The sequence below is a fragment of the Streptomyces sp. genome (genome assembly GCF_019510245.1).
Taxonomy (GTDB): Bacteria; Actinomycetota; Actinomycetes; order Streptomycetales; family Streptomycetaceae; genus Streptomyces.
This window is the reverse complement of record NZ_JAEKKT010000127.1, coordinates 135,318-153,508: the sequence shown is the minus strand read 5'-3', so window position 1 is coordinate 153,508 and position 18,191 is coordinate 135,318. Positions and strand designations below refer to the sequence as shown.

The 18,191-nt window shown below is 70.3% G+C and carries 15 protein-coding genes; 7 read left to right on the top strand and 8 right to left on the bottom strand.

Going from position 1 to position 18,191, the window contains the following annotated elements:
- Positions 1-43 precede the first annotated feature (43 nt).
- From JF597_RS15320 to JF597_RS15310, 3 genes are all read right to left on the bottom strand, one after another.
- Positions 44-859, bottom strand: coding sequence for an SAM-dependent methyltransferase (locus tag JF597_RS15320; protein ID WP_293994443.1), 816 nt, complete (start codon positions 857-859; stop codon positions 44-46).
- A 17-nt stretch (positions 860-876) separates the two neighbouring features.
- Entirely contained in the window at positions 877-1,740 is an 864-nt protein-coding gene (locus JF597_RS15315; protein ID WP_293994441.1) for a helix-turn-helix transcriptional regulator, read from the bottom strand.
- 86 nt (positions 1,741-1,826) lie between these two features.
- The gene (locus JF597_RS15310) at positions 1,827-2,657 is read right to left on the bottom strand and encodes a helix-turn-helix transcriptional regulator (protein WP_293994439.1); all 831 of its coding nucleotides are present in this window, start codon (positions 2,655-2,657) and stop codon (positions 1,827-1,829) included.
- A 118-nt stretch (positions 2,658-2,775) separates the two neighbouring features.
- Here JF597_RS15310 and JF597_RS15305 point away from each other — a divergent pair, with 118 nt between their 5' ends.
- Both JF597_RS15305 and JF597_RS15300 read left to right on the top strand, forming a co-directional pair.
- The gene (locus tag JF597_RS15305; RefSeq protein ID WP_293994436.1) at positions 2,776-3,081 is read left to right on the top strand and encodes a 4a-hydroxytetrahydrobiopterin dehydratase; all 306 of its coding nucleotides are present in this window, start codon (positions 2,776-2,778) and stop codon (positions 3,079-3,081) included.
- Positions 3,082-3,086: 5 nt separating this feature from the next.
- Positions 3,087-3,866 (top strand): class I SAM-dependent methyltransferase, encoded by a 780-nt coding sequence (locus tag JF597_RS15300; RefSeq protein ID WP_293994434.1) that lies wholly within the window; start codon positions 3,087-3,089, stop codon positions 3,864-3,866.
- A gap of 104 nt (positions 3,867-3,970) precedes the next feature.
- On the opposite strand, the gene JF597_RS15295 is transcribed toward JF597_RS15300, so the two are convergent.
- Together JF597_RS15295 and JF597_RS15290 are read right to left on the bottom strand one after the other, a co-directional pair.
- Positions 3,971-6,658: a cellulose binding domain-containing protein gene (locus tag JF597_RS15295; RefSeq protein ID WP_293994432.1), complete on the bottom strand. Its 2,688-nt coding sequence runs from the start codon at positions 6,656-6,658 to the stop codon at positions 3,971-3,973.
- Positions 6,659-6,902: 244 nt separating this feature from the next.
- Complete coding sequence (locus JF597_RS15290) at positions 6,903-9,821, bottom strand: glycoside hydrolase family 48 protein (RefSeq protein WP_293994590.1); 2,919 nt, start codon at positions 9,819-9,821, stop codon at positions 6,903-6,905.
- A gap of 278 nt (positions 9,822-10,099) precedes the next feature.
- On the opposite strand from JF597_RS15290, the gene JF597_RS15285 reads away from it, so the two are divergent.
- Complete coding sequence (locus tag JF597_RS15285; protein WP_293994430.1) at positions 10,100-11,587, top strand: cellulose binding domain-containing protein; 1,488 nt, start codon at positions 10,100-10,102, stop codon at positions 11,585-11,587.
- Positions 11,588-11,654: 67 nt separating this feature from the next.
- The gene (locus JF597_RS15280; protein WP_293994428.1) at positions 11,655-13,379 is read left to right on the top strand and encodes a glycoside hydrolase family 6 protein; all 1,725 of its coding nucleotides are present in this window, start codon (positions 11,655-11,657) and stop codon (positions 13,377-13,379) included.
- Between the two features lie 67 nt (positions 13,380-13,446).
- Here the strand turns inward: JF597_RS15280 and JF597_RS15275 are convergent, their stop codons facing one another.
- Positions 13,447-14,259: a phytanoyl-CoA dioxygenase family protein gene (locus tag JF597_RS15275; protein ID WP_293994588.1), complete on the bottom strand. Its 813-nt coding sequence runs from the start codon at positions 14,257-14,259 to the stop codon at positions 13,447-13,449.
- 3 nt (positions 14,260-14,262) lie between these two features.
- Between JF597_RS15275 and JF597_RS15270 the strand changes: the two genes are divergently transcribed.
- Positions 14,263-15,180, top strand: coding sequence for a class I SAM-dependent methyltransferase (locus tag JF597_RS15270; protein WP_293994426.1), 918 nt, complete (start codon positions 14,263-14,265; stop codon positions 15,178-15,180).
- A 74-nt stretch (positions 15,181-15,254) separates the two neighbouring features.
- Here the strand turns inward: JF597_RS15270 and JF597_RS15265 are convergent, their stop codons facing one another.
- Positions 15,255-15,950 carry a glycoside hydrolase family 75 protein gene (locus JF597_RS15265; protein WP_293994586.1) on the bottom strand — a complete coding sequence of 232 codons (696 nt, stop codon included), beginning with the start codon at positions 15,948-15,950 and terminating at the stop codon, positions 15,255-15,257.
- Between the two features lie 225 nt (positions 15,951-16,175).
- Between JF597_RS15265 and JF597_RS15260 the strand changes: the two genes are divergently transcribed.
- Complete coding sequence (locus JF597_RS15260; RefSeq protein ID WP_293994423.1) at positions 16,176-16,787, top strand: hypothetical protein; 612 nt, start codon at positions 16,176-16,178, stop codon at positions 16,785-16,787.
- Positions 16,788-16,872: 85 nt separating this feature from the next.
- On the opposite strand, the gene JF597_RS15255 is transcribed toward JF597_RS15260, so the two are convergent.
- On the bottom strand, positions 16,873-17,709 hold the full coding sequence (locus tag JF597_RS15255) for an aldo/keto reductase (protein ID WP_293994421.1): 837 nt from the start codon (positions 17,707-17,709) through the stop codon (positions 16,873-16,875).
- Positions 17,710-18,044: 335 nt separating this feature from the next.
- Between JF597_RS15255 and JF597_RS15250 the strand changes: the two genes are divergently transcribed.
- Complete coding sequence (locus JF597_RS15250; protein WP_293994418.1) at positions 18,045-18,185, top strand: pyrroloquinoline quinone precursor peptide PqqA; 141 nt, start codon at positions 18,045-18,047, stop codon at positions 18,183-18,185.
- Positions 18,186-18,191 lie beyond the last annotated feature (6 nt).

Genomic DNA, 18,191 nt, shown 5'->3' with positions numbered 1-18,191 from the left:
GGGGCGGGCGCTGGAACGCACCTGTTCAGGGCACCCGGACGGGTCAGACCTTGCGGGCGACACCGCCGTACACCGGCACGATGCCCTCCGCCTGGACGGCCACGTCCTGCGGCTCCGGACGCCAGCCGGAGACCGGGATCACTCCCGGGCCGAGCAGCTCCAGGCCCTCGAAGAAGCGGGAGAACGCGGGCAGCGCACGCGGGTGGAACGGCGTCCCGCTGCGCCGGAAGTTCGCGGCCGCCTGCTCGATCGCCTGCGGGCTGAGGTCGGGGGTGACCTGGGAGAGGATCAGGTGGCTGCCCGGCGCGAGCGCCTCGACGTACCTGCGCAGCAGGCCGTAGACGTCGTCGCCGTCCGGGTCGTCGTCGAGGTAGTGGGTCAGCGCCACCAGCGACAGCGCGACGGGCTCCTTGAAGTCCAGGGTCTCGGCGGCACGGGCCAGCAGGGTGTCGACGTCACGGACGTCGGCGTGCACGTACGCGGTGCTGCCCTCGTCCGTGCCCCGCAGCAGCGCCTCCGCGTGGCGCAGCACGATCGGGTCGTTGTCCGCGTACACCACCTTCGACTCCGCGGCCACCCCCTGCGCCACCTGGTGCAGGTTCGGCTCGGTCGGGATGCCCGTGCCGATGTCCAGGAACTGCCGGGTGCCGGACTCGGCGACGGTGCGCACCGCCCGCTGCATGAACCGGCGGTTGGCACGCGCCCCGCGCAGCACGGTGCCGTCCACGGCGAGGATCCGCCGGGCCAGCTCCTCGTCCACCGGGTAGTTGTCCTTGCCGCCCAGCCACCAGTCGTACACCCGCGCCGGATGCGGCCGGCTCGTGTCGATCGAGGTCGGGGCGGGCTCGGGTGCGGTCACGGTCTGTGCTCCTCGGATCAGAGTTTGTCGCGGTACTCGCGCAGCAGTTCCTCGGTCCGGTGTGCCGAGGCCGCGCGGGCCGTCATGTGGTCCAGGACCTCCCGGTGCGCCCCGACCTCGTCGCGGGAGTCCAGGTACAGGGCGCCGGTCAGGTACTCGGTGAAGACCATGTCGGGCAGCTCGGGCTCGGCGAACCGGAACAGCGTGAACGGCGCGTACGTCCCCGGGTGCGGGCCGCTCGCGAACTCGGCGATCTGGAGGGTTATCCGGTCCCGTTCGCCGTAGGCGAGAAGCTTGTCGATCTGCTCGCGCATCACCGCGCAGTCGGTGCTCACCGGCCGCCGCAGCACCGTCTCGTCCATGATCACCCACAGGTGGGGCGGATCGTGCTGCTCCAGCAGCCGCTGCCGGGTCATGCGCAGCGCCACGTGCCGCTCGACGGCCGCGGGATCGCTGTGGCCGATCGTCCCGGCCTCCATCACGGCCCGCGCGTACGCCTCGGTCTGCAGCAGGCCGGGCAGGAAGTGCGGCTCGTAGGAGCGGATGACCCGGGCGGCTCCCTCCAGGCTCACGTACAGGCTGAACCAGTCCGGGAGCACGTCGTGGAACCGCTGCCACCAGCCCGGCTGGTTGGCCTCCTCGGCCAGCCGCACGAACGCGGCCTGCTCCTCCTCGGCCACCCCGTACGTCTCCAGCAGCACCTGGAGGTACGGGATCTTCAGCGCGACCTCGGCCATCTCCATCCGCCGCACGGTCGCCTGCGCCACCCGCAGCACCCGTGCCGCCTCGTCCCGGCCCAGACCGGCCGCCTCGCGCAGCTCCTGCAGCCGCTTGCCGAGCACGACCTGCCCCACTGTGGGCGCAGCACGCCGCTCACTCACGCCACGCCTCCCCTACGTGCCCAAGTACGGGGAGCAGTGTGTCACGCGATGCCGCGTCGCACACCTGGTCGAGGTAACAACTTCCGTCAACTTACCAACGAGTTCAAGTACTTGGCGGTCGCCGGGTCCGCGGGCAGGAACGTCTCGATGGCCAGCTCGGCGACCGTCACGTCCATCGGGGTGTTGAACGTCGAGATCGACGACACGAACGACAGCACCCGGCCCGCGTGCTCGATCCGCATCGGCAGCGCGAAGTACGCGACGGGATCGGCGGGTTCACCGTCGTCCGTGCCGGCCGGCACCGGATAGGCGGCGACCTCCTCGTACAGCTCGCGCAGCGCATCGGAGCGATGCAGCGCGATCTGGCGTTCCATCTGTGCCAGCAGATGGCTGCGCCACTCACGCAGGTTGCGGACGCGCGGCGCCAGCCCCTCCGGATGCAGGGTCAGCCGCATCGCGTTCGGGGCGGGCGCGAGCAGCGACTCCGGGACGCCCTCCAGGAGCATGGCGATGCCCCGGTTGGCGGCGACCACCGTGTACGTGGCGTCCACGACCAGCGCCGGATACGGCTCGTAGCCCTGGATCAGCCGCTCCATGCCGTCGCGCAGCGCGTCCAGCGCCGGGTCGTCCAGCGGGGTCTCCGGGTAGTGCGGGGCGTAACCGGCCGCCAGCAGCAGCGCGTTGCGCTCCCGTACCGGCACGTCCAGGTGCTCGGCCAGGCGCAGCACCATCTCCTCGCTCGGCCGCGACCGGCCCGTCTCGACGAAGCTGATGTGCCGGGCCGAGGAGTCGGCACGCAGTGCCAGCTCAAGCTGGCTCATCCGCCGCCGCTCCCGCCACGCGCGCAGCAGGGGGCCGACGCCCTGGCCGTCGGGGGCGGTACGGGAGGCGGCGGGGCCGAAGGCGACGAGGGTCATGCCGACGACCGTAGCCGAGGACCCGGACACGCGACCGGCCTGGCCGCCAGGAAGGCCCGGCCGTGGCAGGCTGACCGCACGTACGCCACTCGCCCGCACCCGGGAAGGAAGCCGCACCATGGCCGTCGCACCGCTGTCGCAGAAGGAGATCGAGGACCGGCTGGCCGAGCTGCCCGGCTGGTCGCTGGCCACCGACCGGCTCGCCCGCGTCTACCGGCTCGACTCGCACTTCGCCGCCGCCGCCCTGGTCGTGCACATCGCCCGCATCCAGGACGAACTCGACCACCACTCCGACCTCACCCTCGGCTACAACACCGTCACCCTCACCGTGAACACCCACAGCGTGGGCGGCGCCGTCACCGCCAACGACTTCGAACTCGCCCACAGGGTGGAGGACATCGCCCCAGGCCACGGCGCACACTGAGCCATGTGCTCGACTACGACAAGGAAGCCGGGACCTACGACGCGACCCATGGCGGCGAGGCCCGCGCCGAGGCGGCCGCCCACGCCGTCCTGTCCCTGATCCCGGACAGCACCGGCAGCCTGGACGGTGCCGAAGACCGCCCCGCCCATCTCCTCGACCTCGCCTGCGGCACCGGCCTCGTCACCCGCAGGCTCGCCGCCGCCCGCCCCGCGCTCCGGGTGACCGGCGCGGACCGCGCACCCGGCATGACGCGGCTGGCGGCGGCCCGGCTGCCGGGCTCGGTCCTGCTCGCCGACAGCCGCCGACTCCCTTTCCCCGACGCCGTGTTCGACGCCGTCACGACCGTCTGGCTGCTCCACCTCATAGCGGACGGCACCGAGGTCCGCGCGGTCGTCGCCGAGTGTGCGCGGGTGCTGCGGCCCGGCGGGGTGTACGTCACCACCGTCGACAAGGCCGCGGCGCACGACGTCGGCAGCGACATCGACGCCGTCCTCGCCGCCCGCCCGCGCCGCCCGGCGTCCGACGCCGCCGCGGACGTGACCGCGTACGCCCTGGCGAGCTGCCTGCTGCCCGCCGGACAGGCCGCCTTCACCGGCGTCGGCCAGGGCCGCAGCCCCCGTTCCACCCTCGCCGACCTGCGGCGCGGCTGGTTCACGATGCTCCCGCCGGACGATCCCCGCGCCGACGGGTTCGCCGCTCGGCTGGCGGCCCTGCCCGACCAGGACCTCTGCCGCCCCGACCCCCGCTTCGCGGTACGGGCGTTCAGGAAACCGGCGGCCCGCTGACGTCAGTCGTCCAGTTCCGTCGCTTCGCAACCAACCAACCGGCCGTGGCGAGGCCGGGACGGCACCGAGGGCGCGTGCCCGGTGCGCACGCGCCCTCGGGTGTGTCAGGCGACGGTGCAGGTCCGGCCGCCCAGTTCGAAGGTCGTGGGTCCGGCGTTGGTGCCGGACCAGGTGCCCGTGAAGCCGAAGGAGACCGAGGAGCCGGCCGCCACCGTGCCGTTCCAGCTCACGTTCCTGGCCGTCACGGTCGCGCCGGACTGGGTCCAGTCGGCGTTCCAGAGCCGGCCGATGGTCTGGCCGCCGGGGAAGGACCAGCCGAGGGACCAGCCGTTCCATGCCGCGGAGCCCGTGTTGGTGAGCTTGACGTCCGCCTGGAAGCCGCCCGGCCACTGGTTGGTGACGGTGTAGGCGACCGTGCAGGCGCCGGAGGGGGTGGGATCGGTGCCTCCGCCACCACCCCCACCCCCACCCCCGCCCCCGCCGCCGCCTCCGCCGGTGTCGGACGTGTCGCCGTAGATCACGCCCCGGCCGTTGGTCGAGACGTAGACCCGGCCGTACACCCGCGGGTCACCCGTGATGGCCGCGCCCGTCCAACCCCACTGGTGGGCGTCGTCGTTGATACGGGTCCAGCTCGCGCCCTCGTCCGTGGAGCGGAAGATGCCGCGCACCGAGCCGATCCTCGCGCTCGTGTAGAGGGTCTGGTACGAGGCTCCCGTCGCGGCCTTCCCGAATCCGATCGTGTCGGCCTGCTCGACGTTCGTGAGCTTGGCGAAGGAGGCGCCGCCGTCGGTGGAGTGCCACAGCCCGTATGCGCCGTCCGTCGCACCGCCCGCCAGCCACACGTCGCCCTTCGTCCCCGGCAGGGCCTTGAAGCGTACGCTGTCACCGCTCGGCAGACCCGTCGCGGCGGAGGCCGTGAAGGTCGCGCCGCCGTCCGAACTGACGTAGAAACGTCCGGACTTGAAGCCGTAGAAGGTCTTCGGGTCGGCTCGGTCGGACTCGACGACGGCGCCCGCCGGGATTCCGCTCGACGCCGACCAGGACGAGCCGAAGCCGGTCGTGTACTGCACGCCGGTCCCCGCCGGACTCCACACGAACCGGCTCCCGTCCGAGGCGGCGGCGACCGTGCCGCCACCGCTCACCCCCGAAGGGTCCGTCCCGCCGAACCAGTCGGCGCCGTTGTCCGTGGAGAAGGCGATGTGCGGCCCGGAGTCCGGATTCCCCACCCGGACCACGGTGCCGGGGTTCGACTCGGCGAAGTCCAGGCTGGTCGTGGTCGTGAAGGTGGGGAAGGTGTACATCATCGACGGGACCTTGGTCAGGTCCGTGTGACGGAAGCCGCCGATGTCACCCAGCGCGCTGAAGAGCTGGGCGCCGCCGGACGGGGGAGCGGCCAGGTCGTTGACCGAGGTCTCCTCCAGACCCCGCACCATGGGCCTGACCGTGAACTGGCCGCCGCTGTCCCACTTCGTCAGGTCCTCGGTGCCGAACAGTGTCGCGCCCGTGCCGTACATCATCCGGTCCGAGTCGAACGGGTCGATCTCCAGCGACTCCGTCATCCACCCGAGTTTCGGGCTCTGTTCGGGCGGCGACGGGTTCGCGCCGAAGGTCAGCCAGGGGGAGGACGAGACGTCGATCGTGTACCGGTTCGAGCGGTTCGGGTACGACGTGTAGTCCCAGGCCCTGGACCAGGTCGCGCCGCTGTCCGTGGAGCGGAAGATCTGGGTGTCCGGCCACCACGAGCTGTACGCCGTCGCCATCACCGTGCCGGGGTGCTGGCGGTCGACCGTCAGGCCGGAGAAGCCGTAGGAGGTGTCGGCCTCCGCGACCGGGCTGATGTCCGTCCAGGTACCGGTCGCCGTCGCGTACCGCCACAACCGGCCCTTGCCGCCGTCGTAGGGACCGCCTTTGTCGCTGTAGGCGAGGTAGAGGTAGCCGTTCTTCGCGTCCAGCACGCCCTTGTGGGCGAGGTACCCGGTCGGCTGACCGGCGAGCCTCGTCCAGGTCGCGCCCGCGTCCGTCGAGCGGTACACCGCGTTGTCCTTGTCGGCGACCCCGACGTAGATCGTCTTCGTCGCCGTACCGGCCGTACCGGTCGACTCGTCGAAGGTGACCCACACGATGCCCTGGTTGTCGGAGGTGTAGCTGGTGGTGTCGGTCGGATCCTGCACGTAGTCGCCGACGTCGGGGAAGTTCGTCACCTGCGCCCAGGTCACCCCGGAGTCCGTCGACCGCCACAGTCCCTTGCCGCTGGGCGCGCCCAGGTACAGCACGCTGTCCTTGTGCGGGTCGATCGCCAGCCGCTCGCCCATGCCCCGCCCCGGCATGTTGCCGCCCAGCTTGAACGGCAGGTCGGTCTTCTGCCAGCTCGCGCCCCGGTCGGAGGAGCGCAGCACCGCGCCGTTCGTCGGGTCCCAGCTGTTGGTGTACGTCCCGACGGCCGCGTACACCTTGTCCGGGTCGACGGAGTCGGAGGCCAGGCTGACGACACCCGTGTGCCCCCACTCGTCCCAGCCGACCGAGTCCAGCAACGGCGTCCAGGTCTTCGTCGACTCCTGCCAGCGGTAGGCACCGCCGATGTCGGTACGGGCGTAGGCGAGGTTCTTCTCGGAGCGGTTGAACACGATGCCGGGGACGAATCCGCCGCCGTCGATCCGCGCGTTGCTCCAGGTGTAGGTGTCGGCGGCGACTGCGACCTGCGCGGTCTCATGCGCGGCGAGCGCGGGCGGGGTGCCCGCGAGCAGACCGGCCGCGAGGGCGAGTACAGCGGTGAGGGTGCGGGTTCTTCGCACGGGGTTCCTTTCCAGGAGGGCAAGCGCTTTCTCTCAGGTGTGGGAGATGCCGGGCGACCCCCTGTGCGGGTGGGGATCGACCGGCCGGTCGGCCCCGCCGTCAGGTGACGGGGCCGCGCACGCGGAACTCTTTCGGGCGGTTCCTGAGGGCACCCCGGCCGAAGGCTGGGGCAGGAACTGCGCGACCAGCCGAAACGGACCCGCAGCCGAACCACGGCCGTACCCTCGTCGCGCCCGGCGGGGACTATTCGAGAAGCTCCGCGTACGACCCCATGGCCAAGGCGATGTCCGCCTGGGCCCAGAACCGGTGGTACGTGAACACGGGCGCGGCCCCGCCCGCCAGATAGCTCTGGATCTTCGACCACGCGGGGTCGTTCTGGTAGAAGCTCCGCAGCGACGCGAACGTCGACGACGAACTGATCGCGTCCCCGTTCGGCATCTTCCCGCTCCACCCGCTCGGCACGTACACGCTGTCGTCGAAGCGGTTGTAGTCGGCCCGCGTCTCCGGCACCGCGATCCCCAGGCTGTCCTGGTAGTTGTTCCACATGCCGTCGAGCAGCGCCTTCGCCGTCGACTTGGCCGCGGCGTCACCGGACTTGGCGGCGTAGTACGTCAGCGTCTTCGCGTACGCGGCGGCGACGCCCACGTCGTTGGTGTAGTCGGAGACCGTGACGTGGAGGCCGCTGTTCGACCCGGGGTTCGACGCGTTCCAGGTGTCGGGCTGCCCCGACCACTGGAGCGTCGACGGGATCAGGTACGTCCCGTCCGGGTTGATCGTGGTCTTGGACAGCGCCCACGCCACCCACTTGTCGAGGATCGCCTTCGCCGTGGCGTTGCCGGTCTGCTGGTAGTACTCGGCGACCCGCTCCATCGACCAGGCCTGGAAACCGAACCACTGGTTGGACGGCGGGTCGTGGTAGACCGGCTCCCAGTCGTAGTACATGCCGTAGAAGGTCGACGTACCGGACGGCGGGCTCGCGTACCGCCCCTGCCAGCTGTTGGTCGCGCCGCCCGCGATGGCACCCTCGGACGACTGCAGCCAGCGGTAGAACTCCAGCTGCCGGGTCAGTGACGTGCCCCAGTCCGCCGCACCCGTGGCCGACTTGGGCTTCAGGTCGGCGTACGAGCTGAGCGCGTAGGCGGCCAACGGGTTCTGGTAGCCGCCGTGCACGTGGCTGGAGCCGATCCGCCAGGCCCACCCCGCGTTGGTGTCGGTCGCCCCGCCCCACGCGTAGTACCAGGAGAGCAGGTAGTCCGAGGCGTCCTTGCCGGTGCCGGCCGCGCAGGTCGTCGGGCCCACGCAGTTGCCGATCTTCTTGAAGTACTTGTCGTACATGGCGTAGCGCAGGTAGTCGCCCATCTTGGCGGCCTTGCCGACGGTCGCCGAGACGTCGCTGCCCTTGCCCTGCTGTTTGGCCCACACGTCCGCCCAGTACGCGGCCTGCACCGCACGCGCGTCGGCGTCCGGGGCGTCGGTGTACTTCCACTGCTTGGCGTAGGAGGAGTCGCCGGTGAACAGGTCCAGGTACCCGTTCTTTCCGCCGTACTTGAAGGCGTCGCAGGTCGGCTGCGGGACCGTCTCCCACACCGACTCCTGCGGACCGCGCTGGAAGGTGTTGATGTACGACGGGCCGTCCGCGGTGGGACCGGCCTCGCATCCGCCGCCCGGCGTGTCACCGTAGCCGTAGACGTTGTCGACGTCCTCCAGCCAGTGCATGCCGTACACGTCGTCCGTCCCGTAGGCGGACTTCAGTTCGGCCGCGATGGGATCCGATCCCACCGACACCGACGTGTCCAGCTTCGCCGGGTACTGGTCCGGCGTGTCCTCCTCGGGTGCGTAGGTGGCCGGTTTGGAAGCGTTGTAGAAGGAGTTGGTGGGCTGGTCGGCGTGGGTGGGGATCATGTACTTCTCCATGAGGGCCCACGCGCCGTTGAACTTGGACCAGTCGCCGGTGACCTTGCCGTACATGGCCTGCAGCCACAGGAGATAGCTGTACGCCTCCGAGGTGGTCTCGTGGCCCTGGTCCGGGGCCTCGACGATGAGCGTCTCCACCGAGTGGTAGGGGATGCCCTCGGGGGAGAAGTAGCCGTTCGCCGGGTTGGTGATCTTCCCGTAGAGGTCCAGGAACCGCGCGTCGTACGCGCTCGACGCGGCCAGCTCGGTCACGGTGACCGTGGCACCGGTGTAGCCGGACGCCGACGCGGTGAAGGTGGCGGTGCCGGTGCCGGCGGAGTCCGCGGCCACCGTCACGTTCTGCGCGGTGCTCCAGTTGGACGGCGTGAAGGTGAGCGACGATCCGGCGCTCACCGAAAGGCCGGTGTTGCCGGCCGTGCGGGCCACGGACACCGTCACGTTGGCGGTCGGCTGCTTCGACAGGCTCACCCCGAACCGGCCCGTCGCGCCCTGCTGGATGCCCAGCTGGGTAGGCGAGGCCACCACCGCGGGACCCGCGGCGACCGTGATGCCCACCGGTGCCGAGGACGCGGACGCGCCCAGACTGTCGTACGCCTTCGCCACCAGGGAGTGACTGCCTACGGCCAAACTGGAGACCGCGAGCGAGTACGGCGCCGACGTGTCGGTGCCCAGCAGCGTGGTGTCGTCGTAGAACTCCATCTTGCTGATCGTCGCGCCGTCGGCCGCCGCCGCGGTCGCCGCCAGCGGGATCGCGTCGCCCTGGGTGTAGACGGCGCCCGCGCTCGGGCTGGTCAGTACGGTGATGGGCGGCTGGTGTGCGCCGGCGCAGGTCGTGCCGTTGACGGCGAAGCCCGTGGGGGCCGCGTTGCCGCCCGTGTACGAGAACTGCGCGCCCGTCGACACCGCCGCGCCGGCCGCGATCGTGCCGTTGTACGACGCGTTCTGCACGGTGACCGAGGTGCCGGACTGGGACCAGGTGCCGTTCCAGCCGCTGACCAGCTTCTGGTTGCCGGTGTACGCGTAGGTCAGCGTCCAGCCGTCGATCGCGTCCGTACCGCGGTTGGTGAGGGTGAGGTCGGCGGTGAAGCCGGTGCCCCAGTCGTTGGTCTTGTAGTCCACGCTGCACTGGACGGTCGCCGCCTGGGCGGGAGTCGTGCCCGTCGCGAGCATGGACAGCGGCAGGGCGAGGGCCGCGACGACGGCCGTCCACAACCGTCGCACGGCTCCGCGCCTCCGCTCGGGATGCATGGCATATCCGGGTCGCATGTGCTGGTTCCTCCTTGCGCTTGCGGCTCGGGGAGAAGTCAAGGCTTGAACCAGTGGGAGCGCTCCCATAGTGGGGACGTGGCATGGTGCGGTCAAGGCCGTTGAAGAGTCGAAATGATTCGACGATCCCATTGCGGAAAAGGCAGGCAACTCCCCTGTTCTTCGCCCGCACTTGGCGCTACCTTCCTTCGCACCAGTGGGAGCGATTCCGTTCAGTCGACGCGTCCGTCACGACGCGCCCGAGCTGCAAGGAGTCGCTCATGCGACACCCCCCACGTTCAGTTCTTTTAGCCGTCACCGGTGCGGTCGCGCTCGTCGGCGCCGCACTGGTGCCGGTGGTGTCGGCGTCCGGTGCGACGCCGGCCTGCACCGTGGAGTACACGGTCACCAGCCAGTGGGACAGCGGTTTCCAGGGCTCCGTGACCATCACCAACAACATGGCCGCCGTGAGCAGTTGGAGCCTCGGCTTCGATTTCGCGAACGGTCAGAAGGTCACCCAGGGCTGGAGTGCCAAGTGGTCCCAGTCCGGTACGACGGTCACCGCCGTCAACGAGAGCTGGAACGGCTCCCTCGCCACCGGCGCCGGCGTCAGCGCAGGGTTCCTCGGCTCCTGGTCGGGGAGCAACGCGGTACCGACGGCGTTCAGGCTCAACGGCACGACCTGCAACGTCGATTCCGGGCCCACACCCACGCCGACTCCGACGCCGACGCCGACCGAGCCGCCCACCGGCGGGGCGGCCCCGGCCCTGCACGTCTCCGGGACCAAGCTCGTGGACGCCGCCGGCACGGCCCACCGCCTCCTCGGCGTGAACCGCTCCGGCGGCGAGTTCATGTGCGTGCAGGGCTACGGCATCTGGGACGGGCCGGTGGACGACGCGGCGATCAAGGCGATCGCCGACTGGAAGGCCAATGCCGTCCGCATCCCGCTCAACGAGGAGTGCTGGCTGGGCCTGTCCGACGTCAAACCGGAGTACGCGGGCGCCAACTACATCGACGCGGTGAAGGACCTGGTGGCCCGGGTCGAGTCGTACGGCCTCACGCCGATCCTCGAACTCCACTGGTCCTACGGGCAGTACACCGGGAACTCGGCCGGCTGCTCCGACGTGCACGCCACCTGCCAGAAGCCGATGCCGGACGCGCAGTACAGCCCGTCCTTCTGGTCCTCGGTGGCCGGCACCTTCAAGGACGACCAGGCGGCCGTGTTCGACCTGTTCAACGAGCCCTACCCGGACCGGGCGACCTCGACGGTCTCCCAGGCCTGGCAGTGCTGGCGGGACGGCGGCACCTGCCCCGGGATCGGCTACGAGGTGGCCGGGATGCAGGACCTGGTGGACGGCATCCGGGGCGCCGGCGCCAGGAACGTCATCATGATCGGCGGGCTCGCGTACTCCAACGACCTCAGCCAGTGGCTGGCGTACAAGCCCACCGACCCGGCCGGCAATCTCGTCGCCGCCTACCACGGCTACAACTTCAACACCTGTGCCAGTGAGAGCTGCTGGAACTCCACCCTCGCCCCGGTCGCGGCCCAGGTTCCGCTGGTCGCCGGGGAGATCGGCGAGAACACCTGCTCGCACGCGTTCGTCGACCAGGTCATGAAGTGGTTCGACGACCGCGGCCTCTCCTACCTGGGCTGGACCTGGAACACCTGGGACTGCTCCGCCGGCCCCTCCCTGATCTCCGACTACAGCGGTACGCCCACGGCGTACGGCGTCGGACTGCGCGACCACCTGCGGGCCATCAACCCGTGACCACCGCCACCGAAGAAGCACCTCCATCGAAGAAGCACGTCCACCGAAGAAGAAGGATCCCGCACTCATGAGTCGTACCAGAACAGCGGTTTTCGCCGCCCTGGCGCTCGTCGCCGGGGTGTCCGGGCCGGCCGTCGCCGTGACCCCGGCCGCGGAGGCGGCGATCTCCGCGATTCCCTGCACCGTCGACTACAAGATCCAGAACGACTGGGGCTCCGGCTTCACCGCCGCCGTCACGGTCACCAACAACTCGGCGGCGAAGTCGAGTTGGTCGGTGAAGTGGTCGTACGCCGGAAACCAGCAGGTGAGCAGCTACTGGAACACCAAGATCACCCAGAGCGGCTCGGCCGTCACCGCCGGCAACGAGTCCTACAACGGCACACTGGCGACGGGCGGTTCCGTCAGCTTCGGGTTCAACGGGACCTACAGCGGCACGAACGCCATTCCGACCTCCTTCACCCTCGACGGCGTGACCTGCAACGTCGACGACGGCACCGGAAGCGGTGGCGGCGGAGGCGGCAACGGCGGCGGCTCCGGGACCCGTGTCGACAACCCGTACTCCGGCGCCAAGGTGTACGTGAACCCGGAGTGGTCCGCGAAGGCCGCCGCCGAACCCGGCGGCACCCGCGTCTCCAACCAGCCCACCGGCGTCTGGCTCGACCGCATCGCCGCGATCAACGGCACCGGCACCAGCATGGGCCTGCGCGCCCACCTCGACGCGGCGCTCGCCCAGAAGGGCAGCGGCGAGGAAGTCGTCCAGCTGGTCATCTACGACCTGCCCGGACGCGACTGCGCGGCCCTCGCCTCCAACGGCGAGCTCGGCCCGACGGAGATCGACAAGTACAAGACGCAGTTCATCGACCCGATCGCGGCGATCCTCTCCGACAGCAAGTACGCCTCGCTGCGGATCGTCACCACCATCGAGATCGACTCGCTGCCCAACCTGGTCACCAACACCGGCAGCCGCGCCACCGCCACCGCCAACTGCAACACCATGCTGGCCAACGGCAACTACGTGAAGGGTGTCGGCTACGCCCTGGCGAAGCTCGGCGCGATCCCCAACGTCTACAACTACCTCGACGCCGGCCACCACGGCTGGCTCGGCTGGGACGACAACTTCGCCCCCGCCGCCCAGCTCTTCTACCAGGCCGCCAACGCCGAGGGCGCGACCGTCGACGACGTCCAGGGCTTCATCACCAACACGGCCAACTACAGCGCCCTGAAGGAGAACAACTTCACCGTCGACGACACGGTGAACGGCACCTCCGTCCGCCAGTCGAAGTGGGTCGACTGGAACCGCTACGTCGACGAGCTGTCCTTCGCCCAGGCCTTCCGCACCGAGCTGGTCTCGGTCGGCTTCAACTCCGGCATCGGCATGCTGATCGACACCTCCCGCAACGGCTGGGGCGGCAGTGCGCGGCCGACCGGCCCCGGCGCGAAGACCAGCGTGGACACGTACGTCGACGGCGGCCGCTACGACCGCCGGATCCACGTCGGCAACTGGTGCAACCAGGCCGGAGCTGGCCTCGGCGAGCGCCCGCAGGCCGGCCCGGCCGCCGGGATCGACGCCTACGTCTGGATGAAGCCGCCGGGTGAGTCCGACGGCTCCAGCAGCGCCATCCCGAACGACGAGGGCAAGGGCTTCGACCAGATGTGCGACCCGACGTACACGGGCAACGCGCGCAACGGCAACAACATGTCCGGCGCCCTGCCGAACGCTCCGCTGTCGGGGCACTGGTTCTCGGCGCAGTTCCAGCAGCTGATGGCGAACGCGTACCCGCCGTTGTCGTGACGGCCGGCTGAGGTGAGATCGCCGACTGCGGGCCGTGTGTGGCTGGTCGCGCAGTTCCTCCCCCAGCCTACGGCCGGGGGTGCCCCCAGCGCCCCTTTGGGGCGCGGGGGTTCAGGCTTCGGCGGATCGTGTGCTCCACCGCCGAGTAGTCGCCGTCCGCCCGCTCCAGCTCGTAGGGGACGGCCGGCATCAAGGGCGGCTGTGCCATGAAGCGGGGGCGGGTGCCGTGGTGGGGCTGGGCCGCGTGCACCAGGAAGGGGTGGCAGAGGTAGACGTCGCCCGGGCGGCCGGTGGCGTACGCGAGGGGGCGGTGCGCGGAGGCCTCGACGACCTGCGGGGCGATCTCCAGCATCGAGACGCCGTCCTCGCCGTACGGCTCCAGGACCGCCGGGATGTCGAGGTGCGAGCCGACCCGGATCCGGGTGGGCGCGTCCTGCTCGGTCACCTCGGAGAAGAGGAAGAGCATCAGCAGCGCGCGGTCGCGGGAGCGCAGGTTCGTGTAGTACCAGCGGGTCTCGACGCCGTCCGGGAGGTAGCTGCCCTCTATGTGCCACCCGGCGTCGTCCGGCTCCTGCGGGTGCGGGAACCGCAGCGGAAAGCTCCCCAGCGAGTACCGGGGGACCCAGCGGCCCTCGCCGACCAGCAGATCGAACGCCCTGTGCAGTTCCACGGAGTTGGCGGCCGCCGCGAACGGGCCCTGCGCCATGCCGCCCACCCACACCACGGGGTCCTTCCAGCTGCCCGGATCCTCCGGGTCGTACCCCGTCTCCCGCCACAGCAGCCGGGCGCAGTCCTCGGCGACGCGCGGCGGGAACGCGCCCTCGATCTTCACGAAACCGTGCGTCGTCGCACCCTGGCGGCATCCGGACGAGAGGCTGATCCCATGGCGCACGACCACCACCACGCGGACACCCGTAAGCACACCCACTCCCACGACCACAACCACGCCCACTCCGGCACCGACCTCGACTGGGCCGAGATGGCCGGGCACCTGGAGTCGCAGGCGGAGCTCTTCGCGCCCCTGTACGAGAGCGCGTTGAGCTGGCTCGGCAAGGAGGTCACCGAGCCGGGGCTGATCGTCGACGTCGGCAGTGGGCCGGGGGTGGTGTCGTGCCTGTTCGCCGAGGTGTTCCCGGGCGCGCGGGTGCTGGCCGTCGACGGCAGCGAGCCGCTCCTCGACCGGGCCCGGGCCCGCGCCGAGCGGTTGGCCGTGGGTGACCGCTTCGGTGTGCTCGCCGGTGAACTCCCGGAGGTGCTGGAAGAGTTGGACTACCCGGCGGACCTGCTGTGGGCCGGGCACAGCCTGCACCACCTCGGGGACCAGCGGGCCGCGCTCACCGCCTTCGCCGAGCGGCTGGCGCCCGGCGGCACGCTGGCCGTCCTCGAAGGGGGCCTGCCCAGCCGCTTCCTGCCCCGCGACATCGGCATCGGCCGGCCCGGGCTCCAGGCGCAGCTGGACGCGCTGCAGGAGGAGTGGTTCACGCGGATGCGCGCCGAACTGCCCGGCTCGGTCGCCGAGACCGAGGACTGGCCGACGCTGCTGTCCGCCGCCGGCCTCAAGTACGCCCGTACCCGCAGCTTCCTGCTCGACCTGCCCGCTCCCGCCTCGGACCGGGCCCGCGCCTACGCCGTCGAGATCTTCTCCCGGTTGCGCGACACCTTCACCGACGGACTCCACGCCGAGGACCGCGCCACCCTGGACCGCCTCCTCGACCCGGCCGACCCGGCGAGCCTGCACCGCAGGTCCGACCTGTTCGTCCTCGCTGTCCGCACGGTGCACACGGCGGTACGGCCCGTCTGACCGGAACGGCCCGGTACCGCACGGTACCGGGCCGTCCGCCCTCCCCGGGCTGTGGCGCGGCGCAAGCGCCTCGGTCAGTTGTTCGCCAGGAACTGCTTGGCCAGCGAGTCGCCGAGGGTCACCGCCGCGCTGTGACTCTCTATGGGGGACACCTTGGAGTTCTTGAACAGGATGTAGGTCACGCCGGAGTCCGCGCCGCCGGTCGCCGGGTCGGGGTCGATGCCGAGCGCCTTGGCGGTGGCGTACGAGGCCTCGCCGATGATCTTCGTGGGGCCGGTGTCGCCGACCACCGCGTACTCGACCTTGTTGTTGTAGATCACGGCGACCACGCCGCCGCCCTTGATGCCGGCACTGGAGTAGTTCCAGATGCTGCTGGAGCTGGGGACCACGATGTACGGCAGCGACTCGGCCTTCAGCGGCTTGCCGTCGGACTGGTGGAAGGCGGTGTCGTCCTGGTACCAGGGGTCGCGGTCCTCGTTGCAGTTGGTCGTGCGCTGCCCGTCGCAGTCGATGTCCATGTCGGCCTTCCAGAAGACCGCGCCGTTCTTGCCGCAGACGGGAATCGTGGCCGACGTCTCGTCGTCGGTCTTGTACTTGCCGCTGGAGATCTGGGAACAGGACTTCACCTTGGCGAGCAGGTCGGCCGCGCTGACCGAGCCCTCCTGGGCGGACTTCGGTGCGACGGCGCCGGACGCGCTCGCGGGCAGCACTCCGGCGGCGAGCAGTGCGGCCCCGGAGGCCGCGGCGAGGGTCAGTGTTCGGATGCGCAGTGTGGGGGGCCCTTCTGTTAGGAAAGTTTCCTGACCGGGTCGCGTACAAGGTGGACCCGGCTGCATGTCCGCGTCAACCCCTGGATGTCCACTCGGTGATTTCTCGCGCATTGCGGTGATATGAGCCCCGCGGAACACTGGTGGGGCAGGACATTCCGGATATTTGCGCAGGAGCCGTGCGGAGGTCGAGCGGTGGCTCCCGTGGCTCCTGGGAGGCGAGGGGTCATGTTCGTACGCACGGTGTACGTCACCGGCGATCCGGCCAAGCTCGAAGCGGCCGTCAGGGCACTGAACAGCGAAGGGCGCGAACTGCTCGAAGAACGTCCCGAGTACCGGGGCGCGGGCGTCTTCATCGACCGGGAGCTGGGCAAACTGCTCGCGGTGAGCTGGTGGGGCACCGAGGCGGCCCGGCGTAACAGCGACCAGGTGATGCGCCAGCGGCGCAGGCCGATGCTGGAACCGTTCGCCGGCACCGTCGCCGTCGAGAACTACGAGGTCGCCGTCTTCCACGCCGTGCAACAGCCGAGAACGGCCGGTGGCATGCGCTCCACCCGGGTGGAGTTCGACCCCGCCGACACGGACCTGTTCGCCGAGACCTTCCGCTCCTCGGCGGTGCCCCGGCTGGAAGCGCTGCCCGGCTTCGCCCGGTGCTCCTTGTTCGTCGCCCGGCAGCGGGGCCGGGGCATGGTCGGCTCGATCTTCGTCGACCGCGCGTCGATGGCCGCCTCACGCGCCGGCCAGGCCGAGGCCCGGCGCGCGGACGCGGCCAAGGCGCGCGTGACCGTGGTCGGCCTGGAGGAGTTCGAGGTCCTGCACGCGGACGTCCGCCCCGACTGACGGGCCCCGCGGGGGAGTCGGGAAACACGAACGGCCGCCCCGCCGTGTGGACGGCGGAACGGCCGCTCGCGGGCCGGGCTCGGGCTCAGCCCACGTCGAAGGTGGCCGGGTCCGGGCCGATGCGCCGGTCCTCGTTGAGCGCGCTGATCGCCGCGAGGTCCTCGGTGTCCAGGCTGAAGTCGAAGACCTGGATGTTCTCCCTGATCCGGGACGGGGTCACGGACTTCGGGATCACGACGTTGCCGAGCTGGACGTGCCAGCGCAGCACGACCTGGGCCGGAGTGCGGTTGTGCTTCTGCGCGATCGCGACGATCGCCGGCACCTCCAGGAGGCCCTTGCCCTGGCCGAGCGGTGACCAGGCCTCGGTGGCGATGCCCTGCTCCTCGTGGAACTCCCGGGACGCGTGCTGCTGCAGATGCGGGTGCAGTTCGATCTGGTTGACCGCCGGGATGACCGACGTCTCCGCGATCAGCCGCTCCAGGTGCTCCGGAAGGAAGTTGGAGACGCCGATCGCCTTGATGCGGCCGTCGGCGTGCAGCTTCTCGAACGCCTTGTACGAGTCGATGTACTTGCCCCGGCCCGGCAGCGGCCAGTGGATGAGGTACAGGTCCAGGTAGTCCAGGCCCAGCTTCGCCAGCGACGCGTCGAAGGCGCGCAGGGTGGCGTCGTACCCGTGGTCGGCGTTCCAGAGCTTGGTGGTGACGAAGATGTCCTCGCGCGGCACGCCGGACGCGGCGATCGCCTTGCCGGTGCCTTCTTCGTTGCCGTAGATCGCCGCTGTGTCGATGCTGCGGTACCCGGCCTCCAGCGCCGTGGCGACGGCCCGCTCGGCCTCGTCGTCCGGCACCTGCCACACGCCGAAGCCCAGCTGGGGCATCTCGACGCCGTTGTTGAGGATTTTCGGGGGGACCTTGCTGCTCACGAGCTCTCGATCCTTAGGTTGTCGACAGGTGGTACTCCCATCGTCAACGATCACCGGGCCCGACGCATTCCTGACCGCGGAATCTGCCGGAACTGGCCGGTGGCTCAGCCGCCGCGGGTGGAGATTGGCCGGAAATGCATCCGACGTTATGGGTCCGGACCATTGACCGCGGCCCGTCTCTGCCGAGACTCTGGTGCGCATCGTCGGACCTATCACTGAACCCGGTACAGGGATGTGAACATCCTTGTGGGTTTTCCGATCGATCCCTGTGAGAGGAGACCCCTCTCTCTGCACTCTGAGATCCCCCCAACCTCAGGAAAGCAGGTATCCACCCCATGAACGAGACGACCTCCGAGGACCGTCAGTCGGAGCCCGCCGCCCCGCAGACATCGGATGAAAAGGTCTGGCGAAGCCCTGGTTACCAGGTCGTGGAGACCGCCCTGGAAGTGACCGGCTACGCCCTCGGCGACCGCTGATCCGTC

Bases quoted from the DNA above. Each gene is read 5' to 3' on its own strand.
- JF597_RS15285 (WP_293994430.1), top strand. From the start codon at position 10,100: ATGCGACACCCCCCACGTTCAGTTCTTTTAGCCGTCACCGGTGCGGTC.
- JF597_RS15305 (WP_293994436.1), top strand. From the start codon at position 2,776: ATGGCCGTCGCACCGCTGTCGCAGAAGGAGATCGAGGACCGGCTGGCC.
- JF597_RS15270 (WP_293994426.1), top strand. From the start codon at position 14,263: ATGGCGCACGACCACCACCACGCGGACACCCGTAAGCACACCCACTCC.
- JF597_RS15310 (WP_293994439.1), bottom strand. From the start codon at position 2,657: ATGACCCTCGTCGCCTTCGGCCCCGCCGCCTCCCGTACCGCCCCCGAC.
- JF597_RS15250 (WP_293994418.1), top strand. From the start codon at position 18,045: ATGAACGAGACGACCTCCGAGGACCGTCAGTCGGAGCCCGCCGCCCCG.
- JF597_RS15260 (WP_293994423.1), top strand. From the start codon at position 16,176: ATGTTCGTACGCACGGTGTACGTCACCGGCGATCCGGCCAAGCTCGAA.
- JF597_RS15280 (WP_293994428.1), top strand. From the start codon at position 11,655: ATGAGTCGTACCAGAACAGCGGTTTTCGCCGCCCTGGCGCTCGTCGCC.
- JF597_RS15290 (WP_293994590.1), bottom strand. From the start codon at position 9,821: ATGCATCCCGAGCGGAGGCGCGGAGCCGTGCGACGGTTGTGGACGGCC.